Origin of the sequence: Aeromonas sp. R9-2, assembly GCF_040908025.1 — a bacterium.
Lineage (GTDB): Bacteria > Pseudomonadota > Gammaproteobacteria > Enterobacterales > Aeromonadaceae > Aeromonas > Aeromonas veronii.
Window position 1 is genome coordinate 198,667 of sequence record NZ_JBFOCX010000034.1, and the last position, 24,190, is coordinate 222,856.

A 24,190-nucleotide genomic window follows, 5' to 3' on the forward strand; every position below is an offset into this window, starting at 1 on the left:
AGACCGGCAGGGTTCCCTGTCGGTCTTGGTTTTTATCGTACGGGCTGAACGGCTACATCACGCCTTGGACTCGAGTTTGGAGACCCAGTACTTGTTGTAAACATGCACGGTGATCTCTTCTCGATCGTGATAGAGCTGCTTGGCCTGGATCACGAACGCGTTGTCGATCTCCTTGAGCATCTCGCGCAACACCTCGATATTGTGTACCGACTCGGCATAACGCTTCTTCATCGGCAGCTTGAGGTTGAACATCGCCTCCTGGCAGTCACCCTCACGGAACCAGTCCGCAATCATGTGAACAACCCGCGCCGGTTTATCGACCATGTCGCACACCAGCCAGTAGGTGTTCTTCTTGCTCGGACGCCAGACGAAACCGTCATCCCGGATGTGCTTGACCTGACCGGTATCCATCAGGGATTGGGCCATCATGCCGTTGTCGACCGCCGTCACCATCATGCCACGGCGCACCAGCTGATAGGTCCAGCCACCCGGGCAGGCCCCCAGATCCACTGCCTTCATGCCTGAGCAGAGACGCACATCCCACTCTTCCCGCGGCACGAACACGTAAAACGCCTCCTCCAGCTTGAGGCTGGAGCGGCTCGGTGCATCGGCCGGGAAGCGCAGGCGCGGGATCCCCATGTGGAATCCGGAGTTGTTGAACGAATAGGAGTAGCCCAGCAACACGTGATCATTGGCCATGAAGAAGGCGTGGAACACCGGACGGTTCGGCGTCTCCTTCTTGGTCAGGATCTCGTTGCTGCGCAGCGCCTGACGAAGCGGCACGGTGAACTTGCGGCAGAAGGCCGACAGCTCTTTCGCTTCGTTGGTATCCGCGGTTTCGACCCGCAGATCGCCGCAAATGGTGTAGTCACTCACCGCCTCAAGGATCGGGGAGATCCTGTCCGCGACATCCAGCCCCTTCAGCTCATGGGTGACCACCAGCATCTGGCGGATGAAGATGAGCTCCCGGAACGGCAGCTTGCGAGCCAGCAGGTCCGCCTGCTCCTCGTCATACAGTTCGAAGATCACATAACCGCTGTCGTCCTTGACCCGGGCGAAACCGTAGCACTGCATGTTACCGGCACGCTCGGTGATCTCTGCAGCCGCCTCTTTCTCAAAACCGGGGCGGCAATAAAGCAGCAGATTATTCATTTTTTCCTCCAAGACGACAGCCGGCCCAAATCAAAGCCGCCCATCCCAACATAAAACAGAGGCCACCGGCCGGGGTAATCAACCCCAGCCCCTTGCTGCCAAGCAGCACCATGGCGTAAATACTGCCGGAGAATCCGATGCTCCCCAGCACAAAAGCGGTGCCAGCCAGGTGGATCACCTTGCTGCGCACACCACACCAGCCCAGAACCAGCAGGGCCAATGCGTGAAAAAACTGATATTGCACGGCGGTATTGAATGCCGCCAGACGCTCGGGCGTAATGCCGGTCGCCGCCAATCCATGGGCGCCATAAGCCCCCAGCATGGTGGCCGTCAACCCGAAGAGACCGGCCAGTATCAGCCAATGTCGATGGATCTGCATCCTCACTCTCCCTCTCTCATCACGGCTGGCAATCAAACCAACCCTCTCGTGCTATCCGTGCCGGGTCACAAAATGGCTGATGGCCGCCGCTGCATGCTGCATATTCTCCTGCTCACTCACGCCACTGGCTTTACGCGGTTTGAAACCATGATCACCATCGGTCAACCAATGGACCGATACGGCGGGTGAGAAGGGGAAATCGGCCAGTTCGGCGCGACTACCGAAGGTATCGCGCTCCCCCTGCAACAGCAGGGTTGGTACTGCAATATGCTTGAGTACCTCGCCTCGCCAGCTGTCGGGCTTGGCCGGAGGGTGGAAAGGATACCCGAGAATGAGCAATCCTGCAGCATTCATCTCACCCTCGCCTTCACGATACAGTTCCGCCGCCATCCGCCCGCCCATCGACTTGCCCGCCAGAAACAGCCGTGGATGGGCAAACTCGCGGATCATGTCGCGCCAATGGGCGAGCAGCACAGGCGCCCTGTCCGGCGGGCGGCGTTTGCCATCCTGTGCACGCTTTGTCATGTAGGGAAAGTTGAAGCGCACCACTTCGATGTCGGGGCCAGCCAGCAGACGTGACAACTCGGCAAGAAAGGCATGATCCATCCCCGCGCCTGCCCCGTGGGCCAGCAAAATGCGAACGGGGGCATCAATTGCCCCCTCGCGGATCACCTCAGGCATCGGCGAGCCTTGCCCTGCGACGCGCCTCTTCCTGCTCCACCAGCTCCAGCATCCAGTCGCGGAAGGCAACGATCTTGCCCTGATCCGACTGTTGCTCCTGGCACACCAGATAGAAAGCATTTTTGCTCACCAGCACCTGCTCGAACGGGCAGATAAGGCGACCGGCCTCAATCTCGGGTTGTGCCAGCACGCTGTGGCCAAGCGCCACCCCCTGGCCGTGGATCGCCGCCTGGATCACCATGGTGGAGTGGCTGAAGATGGGCCCCTGATTGACGTTGGGGGCATCGATATCGAGCTGGCGGAACCAGGCCTTCCAGTCGCGGCGGGAGGTATCGTGCAGCAGGGTATGAAGAGTCAAATCTTGCGGCGTACGCAGCGGTTTGGGCCCGGTCAGCAGCAAGGGGGAACAGACCGGGATCAGGTATTCCGTATGCAGCTTGTCCGAGCGCAGACCCGGCCAGTTGCCGCGCCCGTAGTAGATGGCCACATCCACATCGTCGGTGAGCGACCCTTCGTCGAGATCGACCGCCTTGATCCGCACATCGATATCGGGGTGACGCTCGCTGAACTTGACCAACCGCGGCACCAGCCACTGGATGGCGAAACTCGGCTGCAGACTGACAGTCAACGCCCCCTTGGCACTGCGGGCCAGCAGCTTGTCGGTCGCCTCAGAAATGGAGGCAAAGATGTCCTTGATATCCAGAAAATAGCCCTGCCCCTCTTCGGTCAGCAACAAGGAGCGGTTTTTGCGGCGGAACAGCTTGATGCCAAGATACTCCTCCAGCGCCTTGATCTGGTGACTGATGGCAGCCTGAGTCACAAACAACTCTTCTGCTGCGCGGGTAAAGCTTAAGTGACGAGCCGCAGCTTCAAACGCCTTGAGAGCATTGAGCGGGGGTAAACGACGAGACATGACACCAGCCGACGATGAGTTTTTCTAATGGGGCGCATTATAATTTGTCGGTTGCGGGTCGACCAGTGAATAAACATAATTCGCCCAGCAATCAGTCGTCATATGGCTCACATTTTCTACTACGTGTTGGTTTACATGTGTTTTTAGTGAGTCTTTCGACTGCGATTGTGGTGTTGTGTTTCTTCCTCTGCGGGAAGAGGGGCTCAAATCTCACCGGTTTGACCCAGTCTGTCATCTGAATGTGTTTGGCGCCTCCAGCTGGATGGCGCCTTTTTTCATCCCTTCTATACCTTGAACTGCCCCACCAGCTGCTGCTGTTTATCCGCCAGCGCAGAGAGCTCGCGACCATTTTCGGCGGAGGTCGCAGCCTCGGCCCGAATGGTGTGGCTCACATCACGAATGTTGCTGACGTTGCGGTTTATCTCGTCCGCCACCCGGCTCTGCTCCTGCGCCGCCCGGGCAATCTGCTCGTTCATCTGATGGATGGTGGAGACCGACTGGATAATCTGCTCCAGCACCTGCACCGAGAGATCCACCTTGGCGAGCGTCTCGTCAGCCTGACCATGACCATCGCGGATCGCCTTGACCACGGCGCCGGTACCGGATTGCAGTTGGCTGATCAGAGTCTGGATTTCGACGATGGCATTCTGGGTGCGACCGGCCAGATTGCGCACCTCATCAGCCACCACGGCAAAGCCACGGCCCTGCTCACCGGCACGCGCCGCTTCAATAGCCGCATTCAGCGCCAGCAAGTTGGTCTGCTCGGCAATCCCCTGGATCACGATGAGGATGTCATTGATGTTGTCGCTGTTGGCGGAGAGTCGCTCCACCACCGGCTGGGCATCGTTGATGATGGTCATCAGCTTGCGCATCGCCTCCTGGGTGTCGGCAACGACATATTTGCCCTCTTGCGCCGCGGCATCAGTGGTGTTGGCAGCCGCCACCGCCGAGCCGGCATTCCCGGAGACCTGCAACGCGGTGGCGCTCAGCTCTTCAAATGCCGTCGCCACCAGATCGATCTCCTGATACTGGGCCTGCATGCCGCTGCTGGTGCGCTCGGCCACCTGCGCGGCTCGCTCGGCACTGTTACGCGTACCGGAGACGGTATCAATCACCTGACTGATGGTGGATTGCAACTTGTTGAGGAAGCTGTTGAACCACTTGGCCAGCTCGCCGATCTCGTCTTGCCGCTGGATCTCGATGCGCTGGGTCAAATCCCCCTCACCACTGGCGATATCCTTGAGGCGGGCAACTACAGCGCGGATGGGTGCCACAATCTGGCGCGCCATCAACCAGATAAAACTCAGGGCAACCAGCGAGATCAGCACCCCGATTGACAACTGCGAGACTACGCTGCGATTGGCTTCACTGGCCAGCTCATCTTGCAGTTGCTGGGCCGAAGCCAGTACTACTGCCCGTGGCAATTCAATGTAGATGCCCCATTTACGGTCGGTGCCACGCATGGATACCGGGACAAAGGTCTGCAACAGGGTGCCATCGCTGCTCCAGCGAGTCAGCTCCTGACCCTGACTGAGCCAGCCTTTCAGCTCGCTGGCCAGCCCCTGAGACTTCTGATCCAGCCCGCGTCCCATGGTCACATCGAACTCATCAGCTCCCGCCACGCGCCCCTCGTGACTGACCAGCAAGATTCTGCCCTTGCCCTCATAGAGCTCCTTGTCCATGGTACTGACCAGACTCTGCAAAGTGGCCAGCGAGATATCGACCCCGACCATCCCCAGCAAGGTCTCCTGCTCCAGGAGCGGGACCGTCACCGAGGTCATCAATATCTGTTTATCGCCCACATCGTCCAGATAGGGCTCCAGCAGGCAGAGGGCACGGGTGCGAATACTGCAGCGATACCACTCGTTTTCGATTCCACCAGCCTCGGTCGGGCTCTCATCGGCCAGTACATCCTCACTCTGCACTTCCGGCTCTATCTTGCCGTTGTCATAGGCCCAGTAACTGGAAAAACGCCCCTTGTCGTTGGAACCCAGCGCCGTTGAGCCCTGATAGTTGCTGTCTTCCCCATCCAGCTGATCAGGCTCGAACACCGCGTAGACACCAAGCAGATTGGTCGATGAGGCAACGGCATCGTGCAGTTGCTGATTGACGGCGCTGCGCAGCGCCTCCGAATGGACAAAGTTCTCGGCCGCATTCTTGCGCTGGAACAACACGCTCTCCGCCAGCAAACTGGCGCGGAAATAGGCCTCATCGAGATAGCTGGTCACCTTGGCCGCCTGCTCCGAGCCCATCGCCTTCATCCAGTTCTCGGCCGACTGCTGCGCCTCATGCATGGTGGCTTGCCGCACCTGCTGTTGCATCTTGTTCGCGTTGTAAATCGAAGAGGCAACCAGAGCGGCGGCTGTCACCAACAGACAGCAACCGGCGATCAGGGTAATCCGACCCTGGACAGAAAGAGCGCTCATGCCAATATTCCTACGTCATACAGATATGGATAGATTATCGACTTTATAAACAAAAACTTAACTATCTCACAGCAAATCCAGCGAGAGTTGATTAACTTCACCCTCTTTTGGCAAACCCACCACCAAGCCCAGCAGACGAACCGAACGCCCTTGCGCCCGCTGTAGCCCCTCTTTGAGTAGGGGAACGAACAAGGCTGGCTGATAGCCACCCTGACTGCGATAGACGGTGGTCTGGTGGAAGTCGGCAAACTTGAGTTTAATCCCCTGCCCCATCACCTGCTCGGCAGGGCACGCCAGCTGAAATCGCCGCTCCAGCTCCGGCAACAGTTGCTGCAATACCGTCAGGCAGGCGGCTTCGTCACAAACATCGCTCGCCAAGGTGGTCTCCACCCCGATGGTTTTGCGGATCCGGTGTGCCTGCACCGGCTGTTCATCCAGCCCCCAGATCCGGGTCGTCAGCATCTCTCCCAGCTTGCCAAAACGGCTGCACAGCTCTTGTGCCGACAAGGCCCGCGCATCCTCACAAGTGTAAAGCCCCTGCGCCTCCAGCCGCTCGGCAGTCTTGCTCCCCACCCCGGGCAGTTTGCCGAGGGGCAACTGGCAGACAAATTCAGCCACTTCGTCGGGACGAATGACAAACAGACCATCAGGCTTGCGCTGCTCCGAGGCGAGCTTGGCGAGAAACTTGTTGGGGGCCACTCCGGCCGAGGCGGTCAATCCCAGTTCGGAGACGATGGCTTGCCGGATCTCTTGCGCCATGAGGGTGGCGCTGCCGCCAAAACAGCGACTGTGGGTCACGTCGAGGTAAGCCTCATCCAGCGACAGCGGTTCAACCTGATCGGTATAGCGCAGGAAAATGGCCCTGAGCTGACGGGAGATATCCTTGTACACCGCCATTCGCCCAGGGATGAGTACCAGCGGCGGGCAGAGTTTTTTCGCCAGCGCGCTCGGCATGGCGGAGCGCACCCCGAACCGGCGCGCCACATAGTTGCAGGTCGAGATGACGCCGCGCCGCTCGGAGGACCCACCGATGGCAAGCGGCACCTCCCGCAACGCCGGATTGTCCCGCATCTCCACCGCGGCAAAAAAGCAGTCCATGTCGATATGGATGATCTTGCGCATACCACTGTATAAATAAACAGACATGGCATCATCTTACCCCAAGGATAACCGCAGCTCTATCTCTCTTGTTGTGGCTAAAATAGTAGACTCCAAGGAGACCTTTACTACCACAATGACAAGGAGCGTTCGGGATGAAATATCTTTGGCTGGGACTCTGTTTGCTGCCGTTGACCGGCATCGGCAAGAACAACCCGACGGCAGAGTGCCGCTGGCTGTACGACCGGATTGAGATACTGGAACAGGCCATCAAGAAAGGGGACACACTCGGCACAGAGCAAGAGTTGTCTCGCTGGCGTGAAGAGTTTCGCAAGAAGAAGTGCAAACAGTACGACTACTGAGCCGGACAAGATGGCGTGACCGACAACGGCAAATAACAAGCGGGCCCCGATCAAGATGATCGGGGCCCGTTTTTCAAAGCGTGACCAGCTGGATTCTGCAGCAGAGTGCGCTCAAGGCAGCACCATAGGGCCAGCGACAGTAGCCGCCACCTCATCCCCGCGCAGCACCCGAACCAGTTCGAGCGCAAACTCGATGGCACTGCCCGGCCCCTGACTGGTGATAAGGCGATGAGCCTCATCCCTGACTACCCGCTCATGTGACAGCTGCGATGTCGGCAGTCGGGGCTGAAAGCCGGGATGACAGGTGACGATGGCATCATCCATTAGACCGTGATGCTGCAACACCACCACAGGGGCGGCGCAGATGGCTGCGCGCCAGCGACCAAGAGCTGCCTGCTCTTTGAGCAGATCGATGGCCAGCGGGGTATCTCGGATCACTTCGCTGCCGGGCAGCCCACCGGGTACCACGATGGCTTCAAAGTCCCGACAGGTCAGCTCGTCGATATGACAATCGGCCACCAGCTGTACCCCGCGCGACGCTTTTACCTGCTGGGATCCGGCAGGGCAGCAAGAGGCCAGCACCACCTCGATGCTGGCGCGCACCAGGGTATCGACAATCGCAACCGTCTCTATCTCTTCCGACCCGGGGGCCACCAGCACCAGTACACTCACGTTCGCCTCCTTGCAGCTTGCTCTGCCATATAAAAGATCAGACGGCCTGACTCTTCTCTTTAATCGCCTGATAGAGACCCTGATTGACCGGTACGGCAATGCCATGCCGGGCAGCCTTGGCCAACAGGAAGCCGGTGATGGCCTCAATCTCGGTCTCGCGTCCCAGCTCCATATCCTGATGCATGGAGGAGTAATTGTCAGCGGTCAGCTCCACCACTGTCATCACCCGGCGCTGCAACTCCTCTGCCGTGGTCGCAACTCCTTCGGCGCACATCACATCCGCCACTTCCACGCAGATCTGCTGCAGGGCATCGGCAAAACGGGGGCCAACCAGCTCGCCATTTTTCAGCTTGTAGAGGGCCGTCAGGGGATTGATGGCACAGTTGATGGCCAGCTTTTGCCACTGGCGCGTCAATACCTGCTCATCCCAGCCAGCCTGCCCCAGTGCCAACGCCAGCTCGTCTGCGAGCGCGGCATGGGCCTTGGCGGCATCGTTGATCGGGCCAAGCCAGGTTTCCCCCTTGCCAGTATGACGGAAGACAAAATGGCCGCACTGCATGGCGCCATGGCTGGTGACACCGGCAATCACCGGATTGTGCGGGAACATCTCGACCACCAGCTCGGCAATCCCCATCCCGTTATGCAGCAGCACGATCGGCACGCCGGCATCCAACTTACCCACCAGCGGCGTCAGTGCGGCAATCACCTGACTGGCCTTGGTCATCACCAGCAGACGCTGGATCTTGCCGGGTTTGCTGACAAATCCGCGCTCGATATTGAGCAGCTGGACATGCCCCTCCAGCGAGGTGAAATCGATCCCCGGATGGAGCGTGGACTTATGATGTTCGCGCAACAAGACACGGGTGGATTGACCACTCTGGGTCAGCAGGGAGGCAAAAACGCCGCCGAGGGCGCCACAACCCAACAGTGACCACTTCGGAGTAACGGGTGGAATAACGGGCTGTCGGGAATTTTTTAATCCGCTTGGCATGGTGTGACTCTGTCAGGGTAAGGGTTGCAATCCTCTCAACCTGTTACCGGGGATAAGTGAAGATGTCGCTGGTGGACACTAACGGGTCCACCCGTCCTGTGCGCAGGGGATTCTAGCAGAGCAACCCCATCAAAATCAGCAAATTTGCCCGTTTTCTGGTAGATTTGCCCCCCGATAACGCAACATGAGGAGCTCCGGCTATGCCGTCATTCGATATTGTCTCTGAAGTCAAAATGAACGAGGTGTTGAACGCAGTCGACAACGCCAATCGTGAACTGGCCACCCGTTTCGATTTTCGTGGGGTAGAAGCCAGCTTCGAGTTGAACAAGGAAGAGGTAAAGCTGGAAGCCGATGCTGATTTCCAGCTCAAGCAGATGGTCGAAATCCTGCGCGGTGCCCTGCTCAAGCGCAACATCGAAAACAGCTCCATGGAAGTGGGTGACTCAGTTCACTCCGGCAAACGCTTCCACCTGACCGTCAAGTTCAAGCAGGGGATCGAGAAAGAGATCGCCAAGAAGCTGGTCAAGCTGATCAAGGACTCCAAGATCAAGGTACAGGTCGCCATCCAGGGTGATGAAGTACGTGTCACCGGCAAGAAGCGTGACGATCTGCAAGAGACCATGGCACTGGTCCGTGGCGCCGAACTGGGTCAACCGATGCAGTTCCAGAACTTCCGCGACTGATTTATCCACTCAGCCGTGGCGCACTTGATGACTCGCGCCACGCTATCTAAATCGCGGCCATAAAAAAACCGGAGCAGATGCTCCGGTTTTTTGTACCCCAAGTTTTATTAGAACTTGTAGGTAACAGAGAAGTAGTGGCCGAAACCGGTAGACTTGAACGCGTCAGAGTTGTCGATACCGTAGATTTCGTTGAAGTACTTCAGACCGTAGCCAACGGCATAACGGTCGGAATGCCAGTAGATACCGTGGAAGGTTCCCAGACCATCAGAATGACTGGTTTCTTTCATGCCCCAGGTGTAATCCAGATAACCTTGGTAAGAGACGAAGCTGCCATTGGAGAAGGTATAGAAAGGTTTGAACCAGTTCATGGAGAACTGTTGGCCGTTCCAGCCTTCGCCTTGACCACTGAAGGTTTCGTTAGCATGACGCTTGTACAGGTTCATACCAACTTTGCCAAACCACGGCACCATAACGTCAGCACCCAGACCTACAAATGCATCATTCAGGCCTTGTACACCACCGATGTTAAACAGGGTGGCAACGTAAACTTCTTGCACCGGACCAAAAGAGAGGTCTTGGCCAGTCAATGCATCCAGAGATACACGCGGAGCAAACTTCATGAAGAGGTTTTCTTGCTTGTGCTTGTCGCTGTGCTTGGAGTCAAAAATATCGAAGTAATCGACGTAACCATACAGGTCAAAAATGCCTGAACGACCACCAAACTCCATCTCGAAATAAGTATCGTTGTAACCATCCGGACCATGGGGCTTCTGATCGATGGTGTGCATGATATTGAACTGCATCCACTTGTAGTCATTCTTGTGGATATCACCGCTGTAGTCAGCAGCGAAGGCCGGGGTAGCGGCGGCAGCCAGCAGACCGGCAGCGATCAGAGTCTTGGTAAATTTGGCCATTTTATTGGTCTCTTGTGCGTTAGTTGAGGTTTTCCGTAGCCTGCCCACAAGGAGCGAGAGGGATTCTAATCAAATAAAATTGGGGGTGAAACAACTTCTCGGGAACTTTATCCGGAAGTGTGAATCTAATCACCCCCGATTCTACGCAAACGCTTGCTATTTGTCAGCCGTTGAGAGCAACTCACTCCCTTTTCTGGCGACAAGCACAATCAACAACAACACGGGCAAGCCCAATAAACTGGTTCCGACAAAGAAAGCACTGTAGCCAATCTGCTCCACAACCTGCCCGGAAAAACCGGCCAGCAACTTGGGTAGCAGCAACATTACCGAGCTGAACAGGGCGTACTGAGTGGCCGAAAATGCCACATTGGTCAGGCTGGAAAGATAGGTCACAAAGGCCGCGGTCGCGATACCGGCACTGAGGTTATCCAGCGAGATAATCAGGGTCAGCAGTTCCAGGTTGTGACCGACCTGATTGAGCAGGGCAAACAGCAGGTTGGTGCTGGCGGTGAGCAGCGCCCCCAAGAACAGGATGCGCAGCGTGCCGAAGCGCATCACTAGCACGCCCCCCAGCGCCGCCCCCACTAGCGTCATGATGACGCCAAACACCTTGGTAATGGTGGCAACCTCGGTCTTGCTGAACTGCATATCCACATAGAAGCTGTTGGACATCACCCCCATCACCACATCGGCAACCCGATAGCAGGCGATCAGAGCCAGGATCAGCAGCGCCGAGCTGCCATAGCGACGAAAGAAGTCGGCAAACGGACACCAGACGGCCTCATAGCCCCAGGCCCCCGCACTCGCCAGCAGCGCAGGCCACCCTTTTTCCAGGAGCTGCGCCTTGCGTTCGGCCTGTTGTTTGCCCTGCTCGGCCAGATCGATATCCGGCTCGTGGCAAAACAGCGTAGTGATGACCCCGAGTGACATCAGACCCGCCATCACCAGATAGGTAATCTGCCAGCCACGATAGTCATAGCCACTATTGCTACCAAACCATGCTGCCAGCGCCAGCGCACCGGCGCCCGCCATGATCATCGCCAGTCGGTAACCGGTCATGTAGGAGGCCGCCATCGCCGCCTGTAGCCGCTCGGGAGCAGATTCGATGCGATAAGCGTCGATAACGATATCCTGAGTCGCCGAGGCAAAGGCCACCAGCAGGGCAAACATCGCCAGCTGGGCCAGCTCGGTCTTGGGATCGCAGAACGCCATGCCGACCAACGCGGCGGCAATCAGCAGCTGGGAGAAGAACATCCAGCTGCGGCGACGCCCCAGCAGCGTGGAGAGCAACGGCAGCGGCATGCGATCCACCAGCGGCGACCACAGCCATTTAAAGCCATAGGCGAGCGCCACCCAGCTCATATAGCCGATATCGGTCAGGCTGACATCGGCCTCACGCAACCAGAATGAGAGAGTACCGAACACCAGCAGCAGCGGCAGACCCGATGAAAAACCCATGGCAAAGAGAATAAACACCCGAAATTCGAGATAGACGGCGAGGGACTCTCTCCAGCTTGGTTTGCGGATCATGTTCAACTACCTGACGACTTTGGAAAAGTGCGTCATTTTGGCAGGTTGATGGCAGATAGCCAAGGCGAGCAAAGAGATAGGTCAAAGAAGCCCGGATAGAGAAAAGGCCCATCCCGAACGGGATGAGCCTTGTATTGTGACCTGACGAGGCGAGGTGACGAACCGAGTCCGGCGAGAGTTACTTGCCCGCTTTCTTGTCGACTTTCTTGTCTGCCGGAGTTTCTGCCAGCAAGACCACCTTCTTCAGAATGATGGGACTGGTCGGCACATCGTTGGCACGCAAAATGGGGCTGTAACCGGTCTGTACCTGAGCCAGCTTGTCCAGCACCTCCATCCCCTGCACCACCTGACCGAACACGGTATAACCCGCGGCGCCACCGGCGTTGAGGTTATTGTTGTCGACCAGATTGAAGTAGAACTGGCGAGTAGCGCTGTCGACCGCCTGGGTGCGGGCCATGGCGATGGAGCCACGCTTGTTGGGCAGACCGCCGCGCGACTCGTTGACCACAGGCTCATAGGTTGGCAGTTGCTGGAACTGCTGGTTGTAGCCCCCACCCTGCACCACGAAATCCTGGATCACCCGGTGGAAGATGCTGCCGTCATAGCTGCCATCAGCCACGTAACGCAGGAAGTTCTTCACCGTCTGGGGCGCCTGCTTGGACGCCAGCTCCACCACGATATTGCCGTGGTTGGTCTCCATTCTGACTTTCGGGCCAGCGAACGCCAGCGGGGCGATCAGCATGGCCAGCAACCAGAGTTTTTTCATCATCAGACCCCTGCACCGTTCGGTTGACCTTTCAGGTAACCGCGCAGCGCATCATCCGCCATGATCTGCTGCAGCACGCTACCCAGTTGCAGGTTCAGTGTAGACTCCAGGTCGGCCATGCTTGGCTCGCTCGGGCTCTCCTTGCTGGAAGACATGTTGAACTGCTTGGTCAGACGGTTACCCTGGAAATCAGCGATCACCTGCAGGCTGACGCGGGACTTGGTGACATAGGTAAAGGTCTTCTCTTCCACATTGACTGCGGCGTTAGAGATGACCAGGGTCAGGTTGGTGGTGCCACTGTTGCCCACTTCCAGACCCTGGCTGCGCAGCCCTTCGGCCAGCCGCTCGGCCATCAGCAGGTTGAGCGGACGCTCGCTGTTGACCAGCACGGGGGCTTTCTCTTTATGTTTGATGGAGAATACGTAGGCAGCCTCACGCTTGTCTACCCCTTCCATGGTGATGCGATTGCCAGAGTAGTATTGCTGGTTGGCAGGGATCACCTGCGGATTGAGCAGCGCCGTCTCCGGCCAATGAGTGGCACACCCGCCCAGCATCAGGGCGGCCAGCAGCAAGAGTGACTTTTTCATCATGGTTTCCTTTGGCTTTAGCGTTTGATGGCTTTCAAAATAACGAATTTGCTGTTCGACGCAACGACTTGTGCGTTGGCAAACAAGCGCTTGAGTTTGTTGTGATAGTCCAGATGACGGTTGCCTACTATCCAGAGTTCACCCCCTTGAGGCAACACCCGGTGCGCATCGCTGAACATCTGCCAGGCGATATGATCGGTGATCGCCTGCAGCTGATGGAAAGGAGGGTTGCAGAGGATCCGATCCGCAGAGCCGACCGCCACCCCGTCGAGACAGTTATTGACCATAAAACGGGCGCGCGGCAGTGCATCGGGCTGATTATGCTCGACGTTGAGCTGTGCCGAGGCAACCGCCATATAGGATTCATCGATAAAGGTCACCTCCACCTCGCTGTCTTTGGCAAGCAGCGACAGACCCAGCACCCCGTTGCCACAGCCCAGATCGATCACCTTGCGGGCACTGTGGATGGGCAGGTTGTCCAGCATAAAACGGGCACCAATATCGAGACTGGTGCGCGAGAAGACGTTGGCATGGTTGTGGATGAGCATGCCACTCCCCTCCAGCGGCCAGACAGTCGGGAAGGGGTTGGCCAGCGCGGGTTGCCCGGCCTGCGGCTCGCAGTGAATGAGACGCGCCTTTTTCCAGGCCAGCGAGGTACGGGTAGGCCCCAGATACTTCTCGAACAACTTGAGGGTGGAGGTATGAATATCCTTCGCCTTGCCGGCAGCGATAACGCGGGTTGCCGGTGTTACCACCTCCCGCAACGCCAGCAGTTGCTGCTCCAATAGAGCCTGATATTTGGAGACCTTGATCACTACCAGCGCAGGGGCATCGGGCAGCGGCGCCAGCGCATCCTGCAAGCGGATCCCGCCTGCATCCAGTCCGTTTTCGGCCAGATTGGCCAGGGTCGCCCGCTCACTGATGTAAGAGTCGGTGACGCAGCAGGGGGAGTGCGGATGCAGATAGGCGGCCAGCGCGCCAAAGCCATCATTCATGATGATGACGGGGCCCGTCTGCTCGAGGGGAGACTCCGCCAGGGTGTTGATCAGGTATTCGTCAGCCGCATCCCAGGCTTGCAGGGTCTCCTGACTCTGGCGCGGATAGCGGTAGAGCGTGAGCTGGCAATGGGGAGTGTCGAGAAGGGTTTGCATAGGAAGAGTCCAACCTCGGCTTGATTCGTGTATACAGGCGCCAGGGGCGACGCAAAGTGGCGCTATTCTAGCGAGGAGCAGGAATTTCACCAGTTCGATGCGCATCAAGGGGGCAACTGACGGGTGATTTCCCTCTTACGGGGGCTTATTCCATCCCGCGACTGCCGATAGAATGGCCCGACATTCACTCTGGAAGCCGATCCGATGACCATCCAACAACTGATTGAAGCCAAGCTGACCGTAGCCCTCTCCCCCTCCGTGCTGGAGGTGATCAACGAGAGCCACATGCACCGTGTGGAACCGGGATCTGAGAGCCACTTCAAGGTGGTGATCGTCAGCGAGCAATTTGCAGGGCAGCGGCTGCTGGCCCGTCATCGTCAGGTCAATGCGGTGCTGGCCGACGAGCTGGCCGGTGCCGTTCATGCACTGGCACTGCATACCTACACCGAGACCGAGTGGCAGGAAAAAGGCCATGCCCCACGCACCCCGAGCTGCGTTGGCAAACCGTCGCTGTCCTGAAACCGGTTGTACCACAGGATTTCCCTCGAGAACCTGCCAACAAAAATTAAACATATTTCCCCCATTGGCCCCGAAAAGGCTACATCCAAGGGGGTATATTTCGGCATCAAGGCTTTTTGTTGATAGTGGAGACAAAGGCAAATACCCCTATCGAGGTATCGAAATAAAAAAACCTTTAAAACCACTACTTACAAGGTGTCGGGGGCTTATTCATTGCAGGTTAATTTTGTGATGGCACGGGGATTTTGCCCATTTGGCATGGCAGAAAATGCACCTTAAGTGGTAAACTCAAGCGCTTTTGAGTGAGCCTGCATGTTGAATAATTGTTGAGCCTGCCCACCTGGCGCAACCACAACACCGACTCATTCAACCACCCGTCGTGATGTATTTCTCGGCGCTAACCAACCTCTCCCGTAACGGTAGTGCAAGTAAGTATGATTACAATCAAAAGAGGACTGGACATCCCCGTGCTGGGTGCGCCAGAGCAAGTAATCTACGATGGCCCCGCCATCACCCGTGTTGCGACACTGGGCGAGGAGTTTGTGGGGATGCGACCTACTATGTTCGTCAAAGTAGGTGATCGCGTCATCAAAGGTCAGGATCTTTTTGAAGACAAGAAGAATCCGGGCGTTAAATTCACAGCTCCTGCCACCGGTGTGGTTTCAGAGATCAACCGTGGTGCCAAACGTGTTCTCCAGTCTGTGGTCATCGACCTCGACGGTTCCGATGAACAGGTGACGTTTGAGCATTTTGCCTCTGCCGAGCTGGCCAAGCTCGAGCGCAGCAAGGTGCAAGAGATCCTGGTCGCATCAGGTCAGTGGACTGCGTTGCGTACCCGTCCGTTCAGCAAAGTCCCCGCGGTAGCGTCTGCCCCGCGCGCCATCTTTGTGACTGCAATGGACACCAACCCGCTGGCAGCCGATGCCGAGCTGATTATCAAGGAACAGCCGCAGGCCTTCCTCGATGGTCTGGCCGTACTGACCCGCCTGACCGACGGCGCCGTCTACGTCTGTAAAGGCGAAGGCAGTCTGCCCCACTCTCCGCTGGCTCAGGTCAAGGAAGAGATCTTCGTTGGTCCGCACCCTGCCGGTCTGCCTGGTACCCATATCCACTTCCTGGATCCGGTCAGCAGCACCAAGGTGCAGTGGCACATCAACTATCAGGATGTGATCGCATTCGGCAAGCTGTTCACCACCGGTCAGATCTTCACTGACAAGGTGATCGCGCTGGCTGGCCCGAACGTGCTCAAGCCGCGTCTGCTGCGTACCCGTCTGGGCGCCTGCATCAGCCAGCTCACCAACAATGAGCTGCGTGCCGACGAAAACCGTATCATCTCCGGTTCTATCCTGAGTGGTGCCAAAGCCGAAGGTGTTCACGACTACCTGGGCCGCTACCACAATCAGGTTTGCGTGCTGGGTGAAGGTCGCGAGAAAGAGTTCCTGGGCTGGATCAACCCCAGCGCCAACAAGTTCTCTATCACCCGTACCACCCTCTCTCATCTGATGAAGGGCAAGCTGATCAACTTCACCACCACTACCAACGGTAGTGACCGTTCCATGGTGCCTATCGGCAACTATGAGCGGGTGATGCCACTCGACATCCTGCCGACCCTGCTGCTGCGGGACATGGTCTCCGGCGATACCGACGGTGCGCAAGCACTGGGCTGCCTGGAGCTGGATGAGGAAGATTTGGCGCTCTGTACCTTTGTCTGCCCCGGCAAGACAGAGTACGGCCCGATCTTGCGTGAGTGCCTGACCAAGATTGAACTGGAAGGTTAAGCGATGAGTTTCAAGCAACTTCTTGAAAATATGGAACACCACTTCGAACCGGGTGGAAAGTACGCCAAGTACTATGCCCTGTTCGAAGCGGCGTACACCCTGTTCTACACCCCGGGTAGCGTTACCCGCAACGCCTCCCACGTTCGTGATGCGCTCGATCTGAAGCGCATGATGATCATGGTGTGGCTGGCCGTGTTCCCGGCCATGTTCTGGGGCATGTACAACGTTGGTAACCAGGCGATTGCCGCCATTGCCCACATGGGCTCGGCTGCTGGTGCCAGCAGCTGGCAATATGCCCTGGCTACCATGCTGGGCGCCTCCCTCGATCCGGCTGTTGCCGGTATCGGCAGCAAGATGCTGATCGGCGCCACCCACTTCTTCCCGATCTACATCACAGTCTTCTTTGTCGGTGGTTTCTGGGAAGTGCTGTTCGCCATGGTGCGCAAACACGAGATCAACGAAGGCTTCTTCGTAACCTCCATCCTGTTTGCCCTGATCGTGCCGCCCGAGCTGCCCCTGTGGCAAGCTGCGCTGGGTATCACCTTCGGTGTGGTGATGGCCAAAGAGGTGTTCGGTGGTACCGGCAAGAACTTCCTGAACCCGGCGCTGGCTGGTCGTGCGTTCCTGTTCTTCGCCTACCCGGGCCAGATCTCCGGTGACGCCGTGTGGGTTGCCGTTGACGGCTTCTCCGGCGCGACTGCCCTGAGCCAGTGGGCCCAAGGCGGCCAGATGGCGCTGATCAACGGTGCAACCGGCCAGGCTATCAGCTGGATGGACGCTTTCCTGGGTAACCTGCCGGGTTCCATCGGTGAAGTCTCTACCCTGATGATCCTGCTGGGTGCCGCCATGATCGTCTACATGCGCATCGCCTCCTGGCGTATCATCGCCGGCGTGATGATCGGTATGATCGCCACCTCCCTGCTGTTCAACGTCATCGGTTCCGATACCAACCACATGTTCAACATGCCGTGGCACTGGCATCTGGTACTGGGTGGCTTCGCCTTCGGTATGGCCTTCATGGCGACCGACCCTGTCTCCGCAGCCTTTACCAACAAAGGCAAGTGGTGGTATGGCGCCCTGATCGGCGTAATGGTCGTGCTGGTTCGCGTGGTCAACCCTGCGTTCCCGGAAGGCATGATGCTGGCCATTCTGTTTGCGAACCTGTTTGCTCCCCTGTTTGACCACTTCGTCGCTCAGGCAAACATCAAGCGGAGGATTGCTCGTGGCGTTTAATAAAGATTCAACCCTCGGCACCGTCAGCGTGGTCACCGGCCTCTGTCTGGCCTGTTCCATCGTGGTATCCGTTGCCGCTGTGGGCCTGCGTTCTACCCAGCAGGAAAACAAGGCGCTGGACAAGCAGAGCAACATTCTCGCCGTAGCCGGTGTGGATGTAAGCGAAGTGGCCAAGCGCGACCTGGCCAAACTGTATGGCGAGAAGATCGAAGCGCGTCTGGTGGATCTGGCAACCGGTGACTTTGTTGACGGCGATGCCGACAACTTCGACACCAAGCAGGCAGCCAAAGATCCGGCCCGCAGCATCCGTCTTGCCGCCGCTGACGACAAGGCCAGCCTGCGTCAGATCTCCAAGCAGATCCCGGTATTCTTCGCCAAGGATGCCGAAGGCAAGATCGACAGCATCATCCTGCCCATCTACGGTCAGGGTCTGTGGTCGACCATGTATGCCTTCGTCGCCGTTGCCGCTGATGGCCAGACCATCAAGGGCATCACCTACTATGACCACGGTGAAACACCGGGTCTGGGTGGCGAGATCGAAAACCCGGCCTGGCAGGCGCTGTTCAAGGACAAGAAACTGTTCGACCAGAATGGCATGCCGGCGCTGCGCGTCATCAAGGGCCATGCTCCGGCGGGCTCCGAGCACGAGATCGATGGTCTCTCCGGTGCCACTCTGACCGGTAACGGCGTACAGCATACCTTCGACTTCTGGATGGGTCCCAAGGGCTTCGGTCCTTTCCTGGCCAAGGTTCGTGCAGGAGAAATCAACAATGGCTGACAAGAGCGAAATGAAGAAGTTGCTGTTGACGCCTGTGCTGGGCAACAACCCCATCGCCTTGCAGGTGCTGGGTGTCTGTTCTGCACTGGCGGTTACCAGCCAGATGAAAACTGCGTTTGTAATGACCCTCGCGGTCATGGCGGTCACCGCCTTCTCAAACCTGTTCATCTCCCTGATCCGCAACCAGATCCCGAACAGCGTCCGGATCATCGTGCAGATGGCGATCATCGCCTCACTGGTTATCGTGGTTGACCAGGTGCTCAAGGCGTACGCCTATGACATCTCCAAGCAACTGTCGGTCTTCGTGGGTCTGATCATCACCAACTGTATCGTAATGGGCCGCGCCGAAGCGTATGCCATGAAGAGTGCCCCGCTGCCCTCCTTCCTGGATGGTATCGGCAACGGTCTGGGCTATGGCGCCATTCTGCTGAGCGTCGCGACCGTGCGTGAACTGCTGGGCTCCGGCACCTGGTTCGGCATCGAGCTGCTGCCACTGGTGAACAACGGTGGCTGGTATGTGCCCAACGGCCTGCTGCTGCTGCCGCCGAGTGCATTCTTCATCATTGGTCTGATCATTTGGGGCGTACGCACCAAGGATCCCAAGCAGGTGGAGGCGAAGGATTAAGGTATGGAACACTATCTGAGTCTGTTGATTAAATCGATCTTCATCGAAAACCTGGCACTCTCCTTCTTCCTGGGGATGTGTACCTTCCTGGCGGTGTCCAAGAAGGTAAAGACCTCTATGGGTCTTGGTATTGCCGTTATTGTGGTGCAGACCATCGCGGTTCCTGCCAACAACCTGATCTACAACTACGTGCTTAAAGATGGCGCTCTGGTATCCGGTCTGGATCTGAGCTTCCTGAGCTTCATCACCTTCATCGGTGTGATTGCAGCACTGGTACAGATCCTGGAGATGGCGCTGGACAAGTACTTCCCGGCACTCTACAACGCGCTGGGTATCTTCCTGCCGCTCATCACCGTGAACTGCGCCATCTTCGGTGGCGTCTCCTTCATGGTGCAGCGTGACTACAACTTCATGGAGTCTGTGGTCTACGGTGTGGGTTCAGGGGCAGGCTGGATGCTGGCGATCGTTGCGCTGGCAGGTATCCGCGAGAAGATGAAGTATTCCGATGTTCCGGAAGGCCTGCGCGGTCTGGGCATCACCTTCATCACCGCCGGTCTGATGGCGCTGGGCTTCATGTCCTTCTCTGGTATCTCCCTGTAATCGGCTTTCCTGCAATCAGAAAGGAACGATAGATGGAAATTATTTTGGGTGTGGTCATGTTTACCGTGATCCTGCTGGCACTGGTGGCAGTCATTCTGTTCGCCAAGTCCAAGCTGGTGACCGCGGGCGACGTGACAATCAGCATCAATGGTGACCCGGCCAAGGCTGTGACCAGCCCGGCCGGTGGCAAGCTGCTCGGCGTGCTGGCTGGCAGCGGTATCTTCGTCTCCTCCGCCTGTGGCGGCGGTGGCTCCTGCGGCCAGTGCAAGGTACGGGTGAAATCCGGTGGCGGCGACATTCTGCCGACCGAACTGGATCACATCAGCAAGGGCGAAGCCCGTCATGGCGAGCGTCTGGCCTGTCAGGTTACCGTGCGCTCCGACATGGATATCGAACTGCCGGAAGAGATCTTCGGGGTGAAGAAGTGGGAATGTACTGTTATCTCCAACGATAACAAAGCCACCTTCATCAAGGAGCTCAAGCTGCAGATCCCCGACGGCGAGAGCGTACCGTTCCGCGCCGGTGGTTATATCCAGATTGAAGCCCCGGCTCACCACGTGCACTACAAGAACTTCGATATTCCCGAGGAGTATCGCGGTGACTGGGATCGCTTCAAGATTTTTGAGCTGGAGTCCAAGGTCGATGAGCCGATCATCCGTGCCTACTCCATGGCCAACTATCCGGAAGAGTTCGGCATCATCATGCTGAACGTGCGTATCGCGACCCCGCCGCCCAGCAACTGGACTGCCCCTCCGGGACAGATGTCCTCCTACATCTTCAGCCTGAAGGCTGGCGACAAGGTGACCATCTCCGGTCCGTTCGGTGAGTTCTTCGCCAAGGACACCGATGCCGAAATGGTATTCATCGGTGGTGGTGCAGGTATGGCGCCGATGCGTTCCCATATCTTCGACCAGCTGCGTCGCCTGAAGTCCAAGCGCAAGATGAGCTTCTGGTACGGTGCCCGTTCCAAGCGCGAAATGTTCTATGTCGAAGACTTCGACATGCTCGCCGCCGAGAACGAGAACTTCACTTGGAACGTCGCGCTGTCTGACCCGCAACCGGAAGACAACTGGGACGGCTACACCGGCTTCATCCACAACGTGCTCTACGAGAACTACCTCAAGAACCACGAAGCACCGGAAGATTGCGAGTTCTACATGTGTGGACCTCCGGTGATGAACGCTGCCGTCATCAACATGCTCAAAGACTTGGGCGTTGAAGACGAAAACATCCTGTTGGATGACTTTGGTGGTTAATCCATGCACAGTGTTGTAAAGACCTGGCTAGCCTTCGGGCTAGCCTTTTTCTTGACTGGGTGCGGTCAGGAGACGGTCCAATCCAAGCCGGAGATCCACATCACCGGTAGCACCATGGGCACTTACTACTCCATCAAGGTGGCGGACAGCGCCATCACCGATCCAGCCAAATTGCAGGCCGAGGTCGATGTCTTGCTGGAGCGGGTCAACGATCAGATGTCGACCTATCGCCCCGATTCCGAACTGTCGCGCTTCAACCAGAGCCGTGACAACAAACCGGTTGTGGTCTCCCGCGATACCGCACGGGTCGTCACAGAGGCCATTCACATTGGCCGTGAGAGCCAGGGGGCGCTGGACGTCACCGTTGGCCCCTTGGTCAATCTGTGGGGCTTTGGCCCGGACAAGAAGCCGACCAAGGTCCCTTCCGACGAGCTGATCACCCAGACTCGCCAGAAGACCGGTCTGGGCAACCTGCACGTCATCACCTCGGTGGATGCCGACACCCTGCAAAAAGACATTCCGGATCTCTACGTCGATCTCTCCGCCATCGCCAAGGGCTTTGGTGTGGACAAGGTAGCCGAGTATCTGGAGTCACTGGGTGCGCGCAACTATCTGGTGGAGATTGGCGGCGAGCTGCGGATCAATGGCGTCAACGGCAAGGGTCACCCCTGGCGCGTGGCCATCGAGAAGCCCACCGCAGGCACCGGCACGGTGCAAGAGGTGATCGTGCCCGGTGACAACGGGGTGGCCACCTCCGGCGATTACCGCAACTACTATGAACTGGATGGTCAGCGCTTCTCCCACACCATAGATCCGCGCAGCGGCAAGCCGATCCAGCACCGTCTGGTATCGGTCACCGTGATCCACCCCTCCTGCATGACCGCAGACGGGTTGGCCACCGTGTTTATGGTGATGGGGACCGAGAAAAGCCTGGCCTATGCCAACGAGCGCGGCCTGGCGATCTTCGTGATCACCAAGACGGACAACGGCTTTGAAGAGGCTTACTCCGATGCCTTCAAGCCCTATCTGGTCAAGAAGTAAGAGGTAGAGATGCAGATTTTTCTGATCACCTTCGGGGTATTCATGCTGGTGATAGCCGCCATGGCTATCGGTTATATCTTCCAGAAGAAGACCATCTCCGGCTCCTGTGGCGGTCTGGGTAGCGTCGGCATCGAGAAAGAGTGCGATTGCCCGGAACCCTGCGACAACCGCAAGAAGAAGATGGCCAAGGAAGAGGCCCGTCGCAAGATGCTGGAAGAGAACCGCATCATCTGATGACTCTGGTTTTTCGGTAAACAAAAGCGCGCCATCGGCGCGCTTTTTACTGGCCGTTATCTTGCGTTAACGGTCAGGGCTGACGTTCGATATAGAGGATCACTTCGCCAAGATGGATACCGAACTTGCTGATCTCGGCACGATTGATCAGACGCTCTTCGTCCAGCAGGTACATCCAGTCATCGAAGCTCACCCGCACTACCTCGCCATCCGGCAGCGCCAGATCAAGCTGATAACGCCAGTTGAGGGCAAACCCTTGGCTTTTACCCATCGCCTCGCCCACCACATCGGAAGCAGTACCGCGCCAATGACCATCATCGCCCTTGCTCAGATACCAGGTACGGGTCTGCTGGCGGCCATCATCAAAGTAGAACTGCTCGAACAGCTCTCCCTTGCCGTCCTTCCAACGACCCACCATCTCGACCCGAAAGCGACTGGTCACTTCGCCGCTGCGGTCGGTCACCAGGCCGTGAGCCACCAATTTGCCGTTGAAGAAACGGGCGAGATCCCAGTTTGGCCCCTGCCCCCGATAGTCATCGAGACTGGCACCACAGCCACTCAGCAGCAAAAAGGGGAGCAACAGCAACCAGCGGTATGCACGATAGAAAGACATCAGAGACTCCATGTTCAGGGTTGGCCACGCAGGCGGCGTGTCAGGGCAGGATCGCGGCTATTGTCAGCCAGCCAGATGGCGAGAAATGCGGCCGAGAATTGCGGATCGGCCAGGGTGCCGAGGGGTTTTTCCTGCCACCAGAAGTGGCCTGACCCGCCCTTGTCGACATAGAAGGTGAGCTTGTCGCCTGCCTGCACATCGGGCCAGAGTACAGCGAGCTGGCCGAGCCAGCGCTGACGCTCGGCGTCGGAGCCAAGACCGAGTCGCTGCCACTCGGCGGCAGTGGCGCTCAGCAGATCTTCCCGCTCGATGGCTCTGGCATAGGTGAGGGTCAGTGCCTGTGGATAGTGACCGGGCTGATAGTGCCCGCTCGCACTGTAGAGGGTGGCATCGTAGAGCTTGAACCAGATCCAGTTCATCTCCCCCTGCCCGACCGGGCGCAGCTGCTGCCAGGGGGCAGCAGAAGCCTGCACCGCGGTTGCAGCCAAGAGCGTAAACGCCAACAGTAGCGAGTTAATTCCACCCCATATGCCAGTGGTTGGGGTCTTCCAGTTCATGCCAGTCCATCTCCTGTTCCTGCAGGGTATTGATATCCTGCATCACCACCTGCACCAGCTGCCCCTGCGCATCCCGCTGGCAGGCAACCACCAGATAGAAGCGATCAGTCAGCTCATGCTGGCTCTCTTTGGTCCATTTGGAAAAAAGCAACGAGTCGGTCGAAAAGGTGTTTGTCATGACTCACCCTCCAGCTTGACCATTACCCACAGGAGTACGGGTAACCACCACATCCAGATCACTGCCAGCAACGCCGTGCTGATCCAGATGCCCCAGGGTAAGTTTACTGCCCCCATGGCGGCCCCCGCCACATAGGAGGAAGCACCGCCAAATACGCCAAACAGCGCCTGCTGCCAGCGAGGCAAGCGCAGCAGCCAGCGCATACCATGGGCCAGCGTCAGGGCAAAACCAAGCCAGAGCAGCACCAGCCAGAGGGGAAAACCGGACGGGAACCGGAACAGGCCGAGCTGCCAGAGCAGCACATCCAGCAGACAGCCGGCAACCGCGATGGGAAGCAGCCGCCAGTCACGCTGGCGGCTGGGTGAGAAGAGAAAGTGCAGCAGCAACATTGCCAGCAGCGGGCCCGGCTGCTGCCACTTCACCGCCAGCAACCAGTAGAGGTTGAACCCCAGCAGGTGAGCCCACTGCCACAT

At 57.8% G+C, this 24,190-nt stretch carries 28 protein-coding genes; 11 read left to right on the plus strand and 17 right to left on the minus strand.

Annotated features, from left to right (window positions below; genetic code table 11):
• Window positions 1-57: 57 nt before the first annotated feature.
• From rlmM to dinB, 6 genes are all read right to left on the minus strand, one after another.
• The gene (rlmM, locus tag AB5Y71_RS19200) at window positions 58-1,152 is read right to left on the minus strand and encodes a 23S rRNA (cytidine(2498)-2'-O)-methyltransferase RlmM (RefSeq protein ID WP_368172239.1); all 1,095 of its coding nucleotides are present in this window, start codon (window positions 1,150-1,152) and stop codon (window positions 58-60) included.
• Window positions 1,145-1,531 carry a DUF423 domain-containing protein gene (locus tag AB5Y71_RS19205; protein WP_368172240.1) on the minus strand — a complete coding sequence of 129 codons (387 nt, stop codon included), beginning with the start codon at window positions 1,529-1,531 and terminating at the stop codon, window positions 1,145-1,147. Before AB5Y71_RS19205 ends, rlmM begins: the two co-directional genes overlap by 8 nt.
• A 51-nt stretch (window positions 1,532-1,582) precedes the next feature.
• The gene (locus AB5Y71_RS19210) at window positions 1,583-2,212 is read right to left on the minus strand and encodes an alpha/beta family hydrolase (protein ID WP_368172241.1); all 630 of its coding nucleotides are present in this window, start codon (window positions 2,210-2,212) and stop codon (window positions 1,583-1,585) included.
• Window positions 2,205-3,125: a transcriptional regulator GcvA gene (locus AB5Y71_RS19215; RefSeq protein WP_005338622.1), complete on the minus strand. Its 921-nt coding sequence runs from the start codon at window positions 3,123-3,125 to the stop codon at window positions 2,205-2,207. The genes AB5Y71_RS19210 and AB5Y71_RS19215 overlap by 8 nt, the downstream gene beginning before the upstream one ends.
• A gap of 284 nt (window positions 3,126-3,409) precedes the next feature.
• Complete coding sequence (locus tag AB5Y71_RS19220; protein ID WP_368172242.1) at window positions 3,410-5,551, minus strand: methyl-accepting chemotaxis protein; 2,142 nt, start codon at window positions 5,549-5,551, stop codon at window positions 3,410-3,412.
• Between the two features lie 66 nt (window positions 5,552-5,617).
• Window positions 5,618-6,673, minus strand: coding sequence for a DNA polymerase IV (gene dinB, locus AB5Y71_RS19225; RefSeq protein ID WP_236302897.1), 1,056 nt, complete (start codon window positions 6,671-6,673; stop codon window positions 5,618-5,620).
• 131 nt (window positions 6,674-6,804) lie between these two features.
• Between dinB and AB5Y71_RS19230 the strand changes: the two genes are divergently transcribed.
• Window positions 6,805-7,011: a hypothetical protein gene (locus AB5Y71_RS19230; protein WP_019445898.1), complete on the plus strand. Its 207-nt coding sequence runs from the start codon at window positions 6,805-6,807 to the stop codon at window positions 7,009-7,011.
• 111 nt (window positions 7,012-7,122) lie between these two features.
• Here the strand turns inward: AB5Y71_RS19230 and AB5Y71_RS19235 are convergent, their stop codons facing one another.
• A complete protein-coding gene (locus AB5Y71_RS19235) occupies window positions 7,123-7,683 on the minus strand; it encodes a DJ-1 family glyoxalase III (RefSeq protein ID WP_368172243.1) in 561 nt (186 codons plus the stop codon).
• Window positions 7,684-7,720: 37 nt separating this feature from the next.
• On the minus strand, window positions 7,721-8,674 hold the full coding sequence (locus AB5Y71_RS19240; protein WP_368172244.1) for a ketopantoate reductase family protein: 954 nt from the start codon (window positions 8,672-8,674) through the stop codon (window positions 7,721-7,723).
• A 200-nt stretch (window positions 8,675-8,874) separates the two neighbouring features.
• Here AB5Y71_RS19240 and AB5Y71_RS19245 point away from each other — a divergent pair, with 200 nt between their 5' ends.
• Window positions 8,875-9,357: a YajQ family cyclic di-GMP-binding protein gene (locus tag AB5Y71_RS19245; protein ID WP_005338634.1), complete on the plus strand. Its 483-nt coding sequence runs from the start codon at window positions 8,875-8,877 to the stop codon at window positions 9,355-9,357.
• A 107-nt stretch (window positions 9,358-9,464) separates the two neighbouring features.
• Here the strand turns inward: AB5Y71_RS19245 and AB5Y71_RS19250 are convergent, their stop codons facing one another.
• From AB5Y71_RS19250 to AB5Y71_RS19270, 5 genes are all read right to left on the minus strand, one after another.
• Complete coding sequence (locus tag AB5Y71_RS19250; RefSeq protein ID WP_005349699.1) at window positions 9,465-10,271, minus strand: outer membrane protein OmpK; 807 nt, start codon at window positions 10,269-10,271, stop codon at window positions 9,465-9,467.
• A gap of 156 nt (window positions 10,272-10,427) precedes the next feature.
• Entirely contained in the window at window positions 10,428-11,807 is a 1,380-nt protein-coding gene (locus tag AB5Y71_RS19255; RefSeq protein ID WP_041202292.1) for an MFS transporter, read from the minus strand.
• A 172-nt stretch (window positions 11,808-11,979) separates the two neighbouring features.
• The gene (locus tag AB5Y71_RS19260) at window positions 11,980-12,567 is read right to left on the minus strand and encodes a peptidylprolyl isomerase (RefSeq protein WP_050547831.1); all 588 of its coding nucleotides are present in this window, start codon (window positions 12,565-12,567) and stop codon (window positions 11,980-11,982) included.
• A gap of 2 nt (window positions 12,568-12,569) precedes the next feature.
• Window positions 12,570-13,154 (minus strand): YajG family lipoprotein, encoded by a 585-nt coding sequence (locus AB5Y71_RS19265; RefSeq protein ID WP_005349692.1) that lies wholly within the window; start codon window positions 13,152-13,154, stop codon window positions 12,570-12,572.
• Between the two features lie 17 nt (window positions 13,155-13,171).
• A complete protein-coding gene (locus AB5Y71_RS19270) occupies window positions 13,172-14,305 on the minus strand; it encodes a methyltransferase (protein WP_257696827.1) in 1,134 nt (377 codons plus the stop codon).
• A gap of 204 nt (window positions 14,306-14,509) precedes the next feature.
• On the opposite strand from AB5Y71_RS19270, the gene AB5Y71_RS19275 reads away from it, so the two are divergent.
• The 9 genes from AB5Y71_RS19275 (at window position 14,510) to nqrM (ending at window position 22,369) form a co-directional block, all read left to right on the plus strand.
• A complete protein-coding gene (locus tag AB5Y71_RS19275; RefSeq protein WP_021230324.1) occupies window positions 14,510-14,824 on the plus strand; it encodes a BolA family transcriptional regulator in 315 nt (104 codons plus the stop codon).
• 434 nt (window positions 14,825-15,258) lie between these two features.
• Window positions 15,259-16,602 carry a Na(+)-translocating NADH-quinone reductase subunit A gene (locus AB5Y71_RS19280; protein ID WP_005349684.1) on the plus strand — a complete coding sequence of 448 codons (1,344 nt, stop codon included), beginning with the start codon at window positions 15,259-15,261 and terminating at the stop codon, window positions 16,600-16,602.
• A gap of 3 nt (window positions 16,603-16,605) precedes the next feature.
• A complete protein-coding gene (locus AB5Y71_RS19285) occupies window positions 16,606-17,835 on the plus strand; it encodes an NADH:ubiquinone reductase (Na(+)-transporting) subunit B (RefSeq protein ID WP_368172245.1) in 1,230 nt (409 codons plus the stop codon).
• The gene (locus AB5Y71_RS19290; protein WP_005338643.1) at window positions 17,825-18,613 is read left to right on the plus strand and encodes a Na(+)-translocating NADH-quinone reductase subunit C; all 789 of its coding nucleotides are present in this window, start codon (window positions 17,825-17,827) and stop codon (window positions 18,611-18,613) included. The genes AB5Y71_RS19285 and AB5Y71_RS19290 overlap by 11 nt, the downstream gene beginning before the upstream one ends.
• The gene (locus AB5Y71_RS19295; protein WP_005338644.1) at window positions 18,606-19,238 is read left to right on the plus strand and encodes an NADH:ubiquinone reductase (Na(+)-transporting) subunit D; all 633 of its coding nucleotides are present in this window, start codon (window positions 18,606-18,608) and stop codon (window positions 19,236-19,238) included. Before AB5Y71_RS19290 ends, AB5Y71_RS19295 begins: the two co-directional genes overlap by 8 nt.
• Window positions 19,239-19,241: 3 nt before the next feature.
• Window positions 19,242-19,838: an NADH:ubiquinone reductase (Na(+)-transporting) subunit E gene (gene nqrE, locus AB5Y71_RS19300; RefSeq protein WP_005338645.1), complete on the plus strand. Its 597-nt coding sequence runs from the start codon at window positions 19,242-19,244 to the stop codon at window positions 19,836-19,838.
• Window positions 19,839-19,870: 32 nt separating this feature from the next.
• Entirely contained in the window at window positions 19,871-21,094 is a 1,224-nt protein-coding gene (gene nqrF, locus AB5Y71_RS19305; RefSeq protein ID WP_005338656.1) for an NADH:ubiquinone reductase (Na(+)-transporting) subunit F, read from the plus strand.
• Window positions 21,095-21,097: 3 nt separating this feature from the next.
• Complete coding sequence (locus AB5Y71_RS19310; RefSeq protein WP_005358608.1) at window positions 21,098-22,135, plus strand: FAD:protein FMN transferase ApbE; 1,038 nt, start codon at window positions 21,098-21,100, stop codon at window positions 22,133-22,135.
• Window positions 22,136-22,144: 9 nt separating this feature from the next.
• Window positions 22,145-22,369 carry a (Na+)-NQR maturation NqrM gene (nqrM, locus tag AB5Y71_RS19315; protein ID WP_005338668.1) on the plus strand — a complete coding sequence of 75 codons (225 nt, stop codon included), beginning with the start codon at window positions 22,145-22,147 and terminating at the stop codon, window positions 22,367-22,369.
• A 73-nt stretch (window positions 22,370-22,442) separates the two neighbouring features.
• Here the strand turns inward: nqrM and AB5Y71_RS19320 are convergent, their stop codons facing one another.
• The 4 genes from AB5Y71_RS19320 to AB5Y71_RS19335 are packed head-to-tail and all read right to left on the minus strand — an operon-like array spanning window position 22,443 to window position 24,190.
• Window positions 22,443-22,982, minus strand: a complete 540-nt coding sequence (locus AB5Y71_RS19320) for a DUF3833 domain-containing protein (RefSeq protein ID WP_127006375.1) — start codon at window positions 22,980-22,982, stop codon at window positions 22,443-22,445.
• A 14-nt stretch (window positions 22,983-22,996) separates the two neighbouring features.
• Window positions 22,997-23,539, minus strand: a complete 543-nt coding sequence (locus AB5Y71_RS19325; protein WP_368172246.1) for a chalcone isomerase family protein — start codon at window positions 23,537-23,539, stop codon at window positions 22,997-22,999.
• Window positions 23,496-23,717, minus strand: a complete 222-nt coding sequence (locus AB5Y71_RS19330) for a TIGR02450 family Trp-rich protein (protein ID WP_005338671.1) — start codon at window positions 23,715-23,717, stop codon at window positions 23,496-23,498. Before AB5Y71_RS19330 ends, AB5Y71_RS19325 begins: the two co-directional genes overlap by 44 nt.
• A complete protein-coding gene (locus tag AB5Y71_RS19335; RefSeq protein WP_021230328.1) occupies window positions 23,714-24,190 on the minus strand; it encodes a DUF2878 domain-containing protein in 477 nt (158 codons plus the stop codon). Before AB5Y71_RS19335 ends, AB5Y71_RS19330 begins: the two co-directional genes overlap by 4 nt.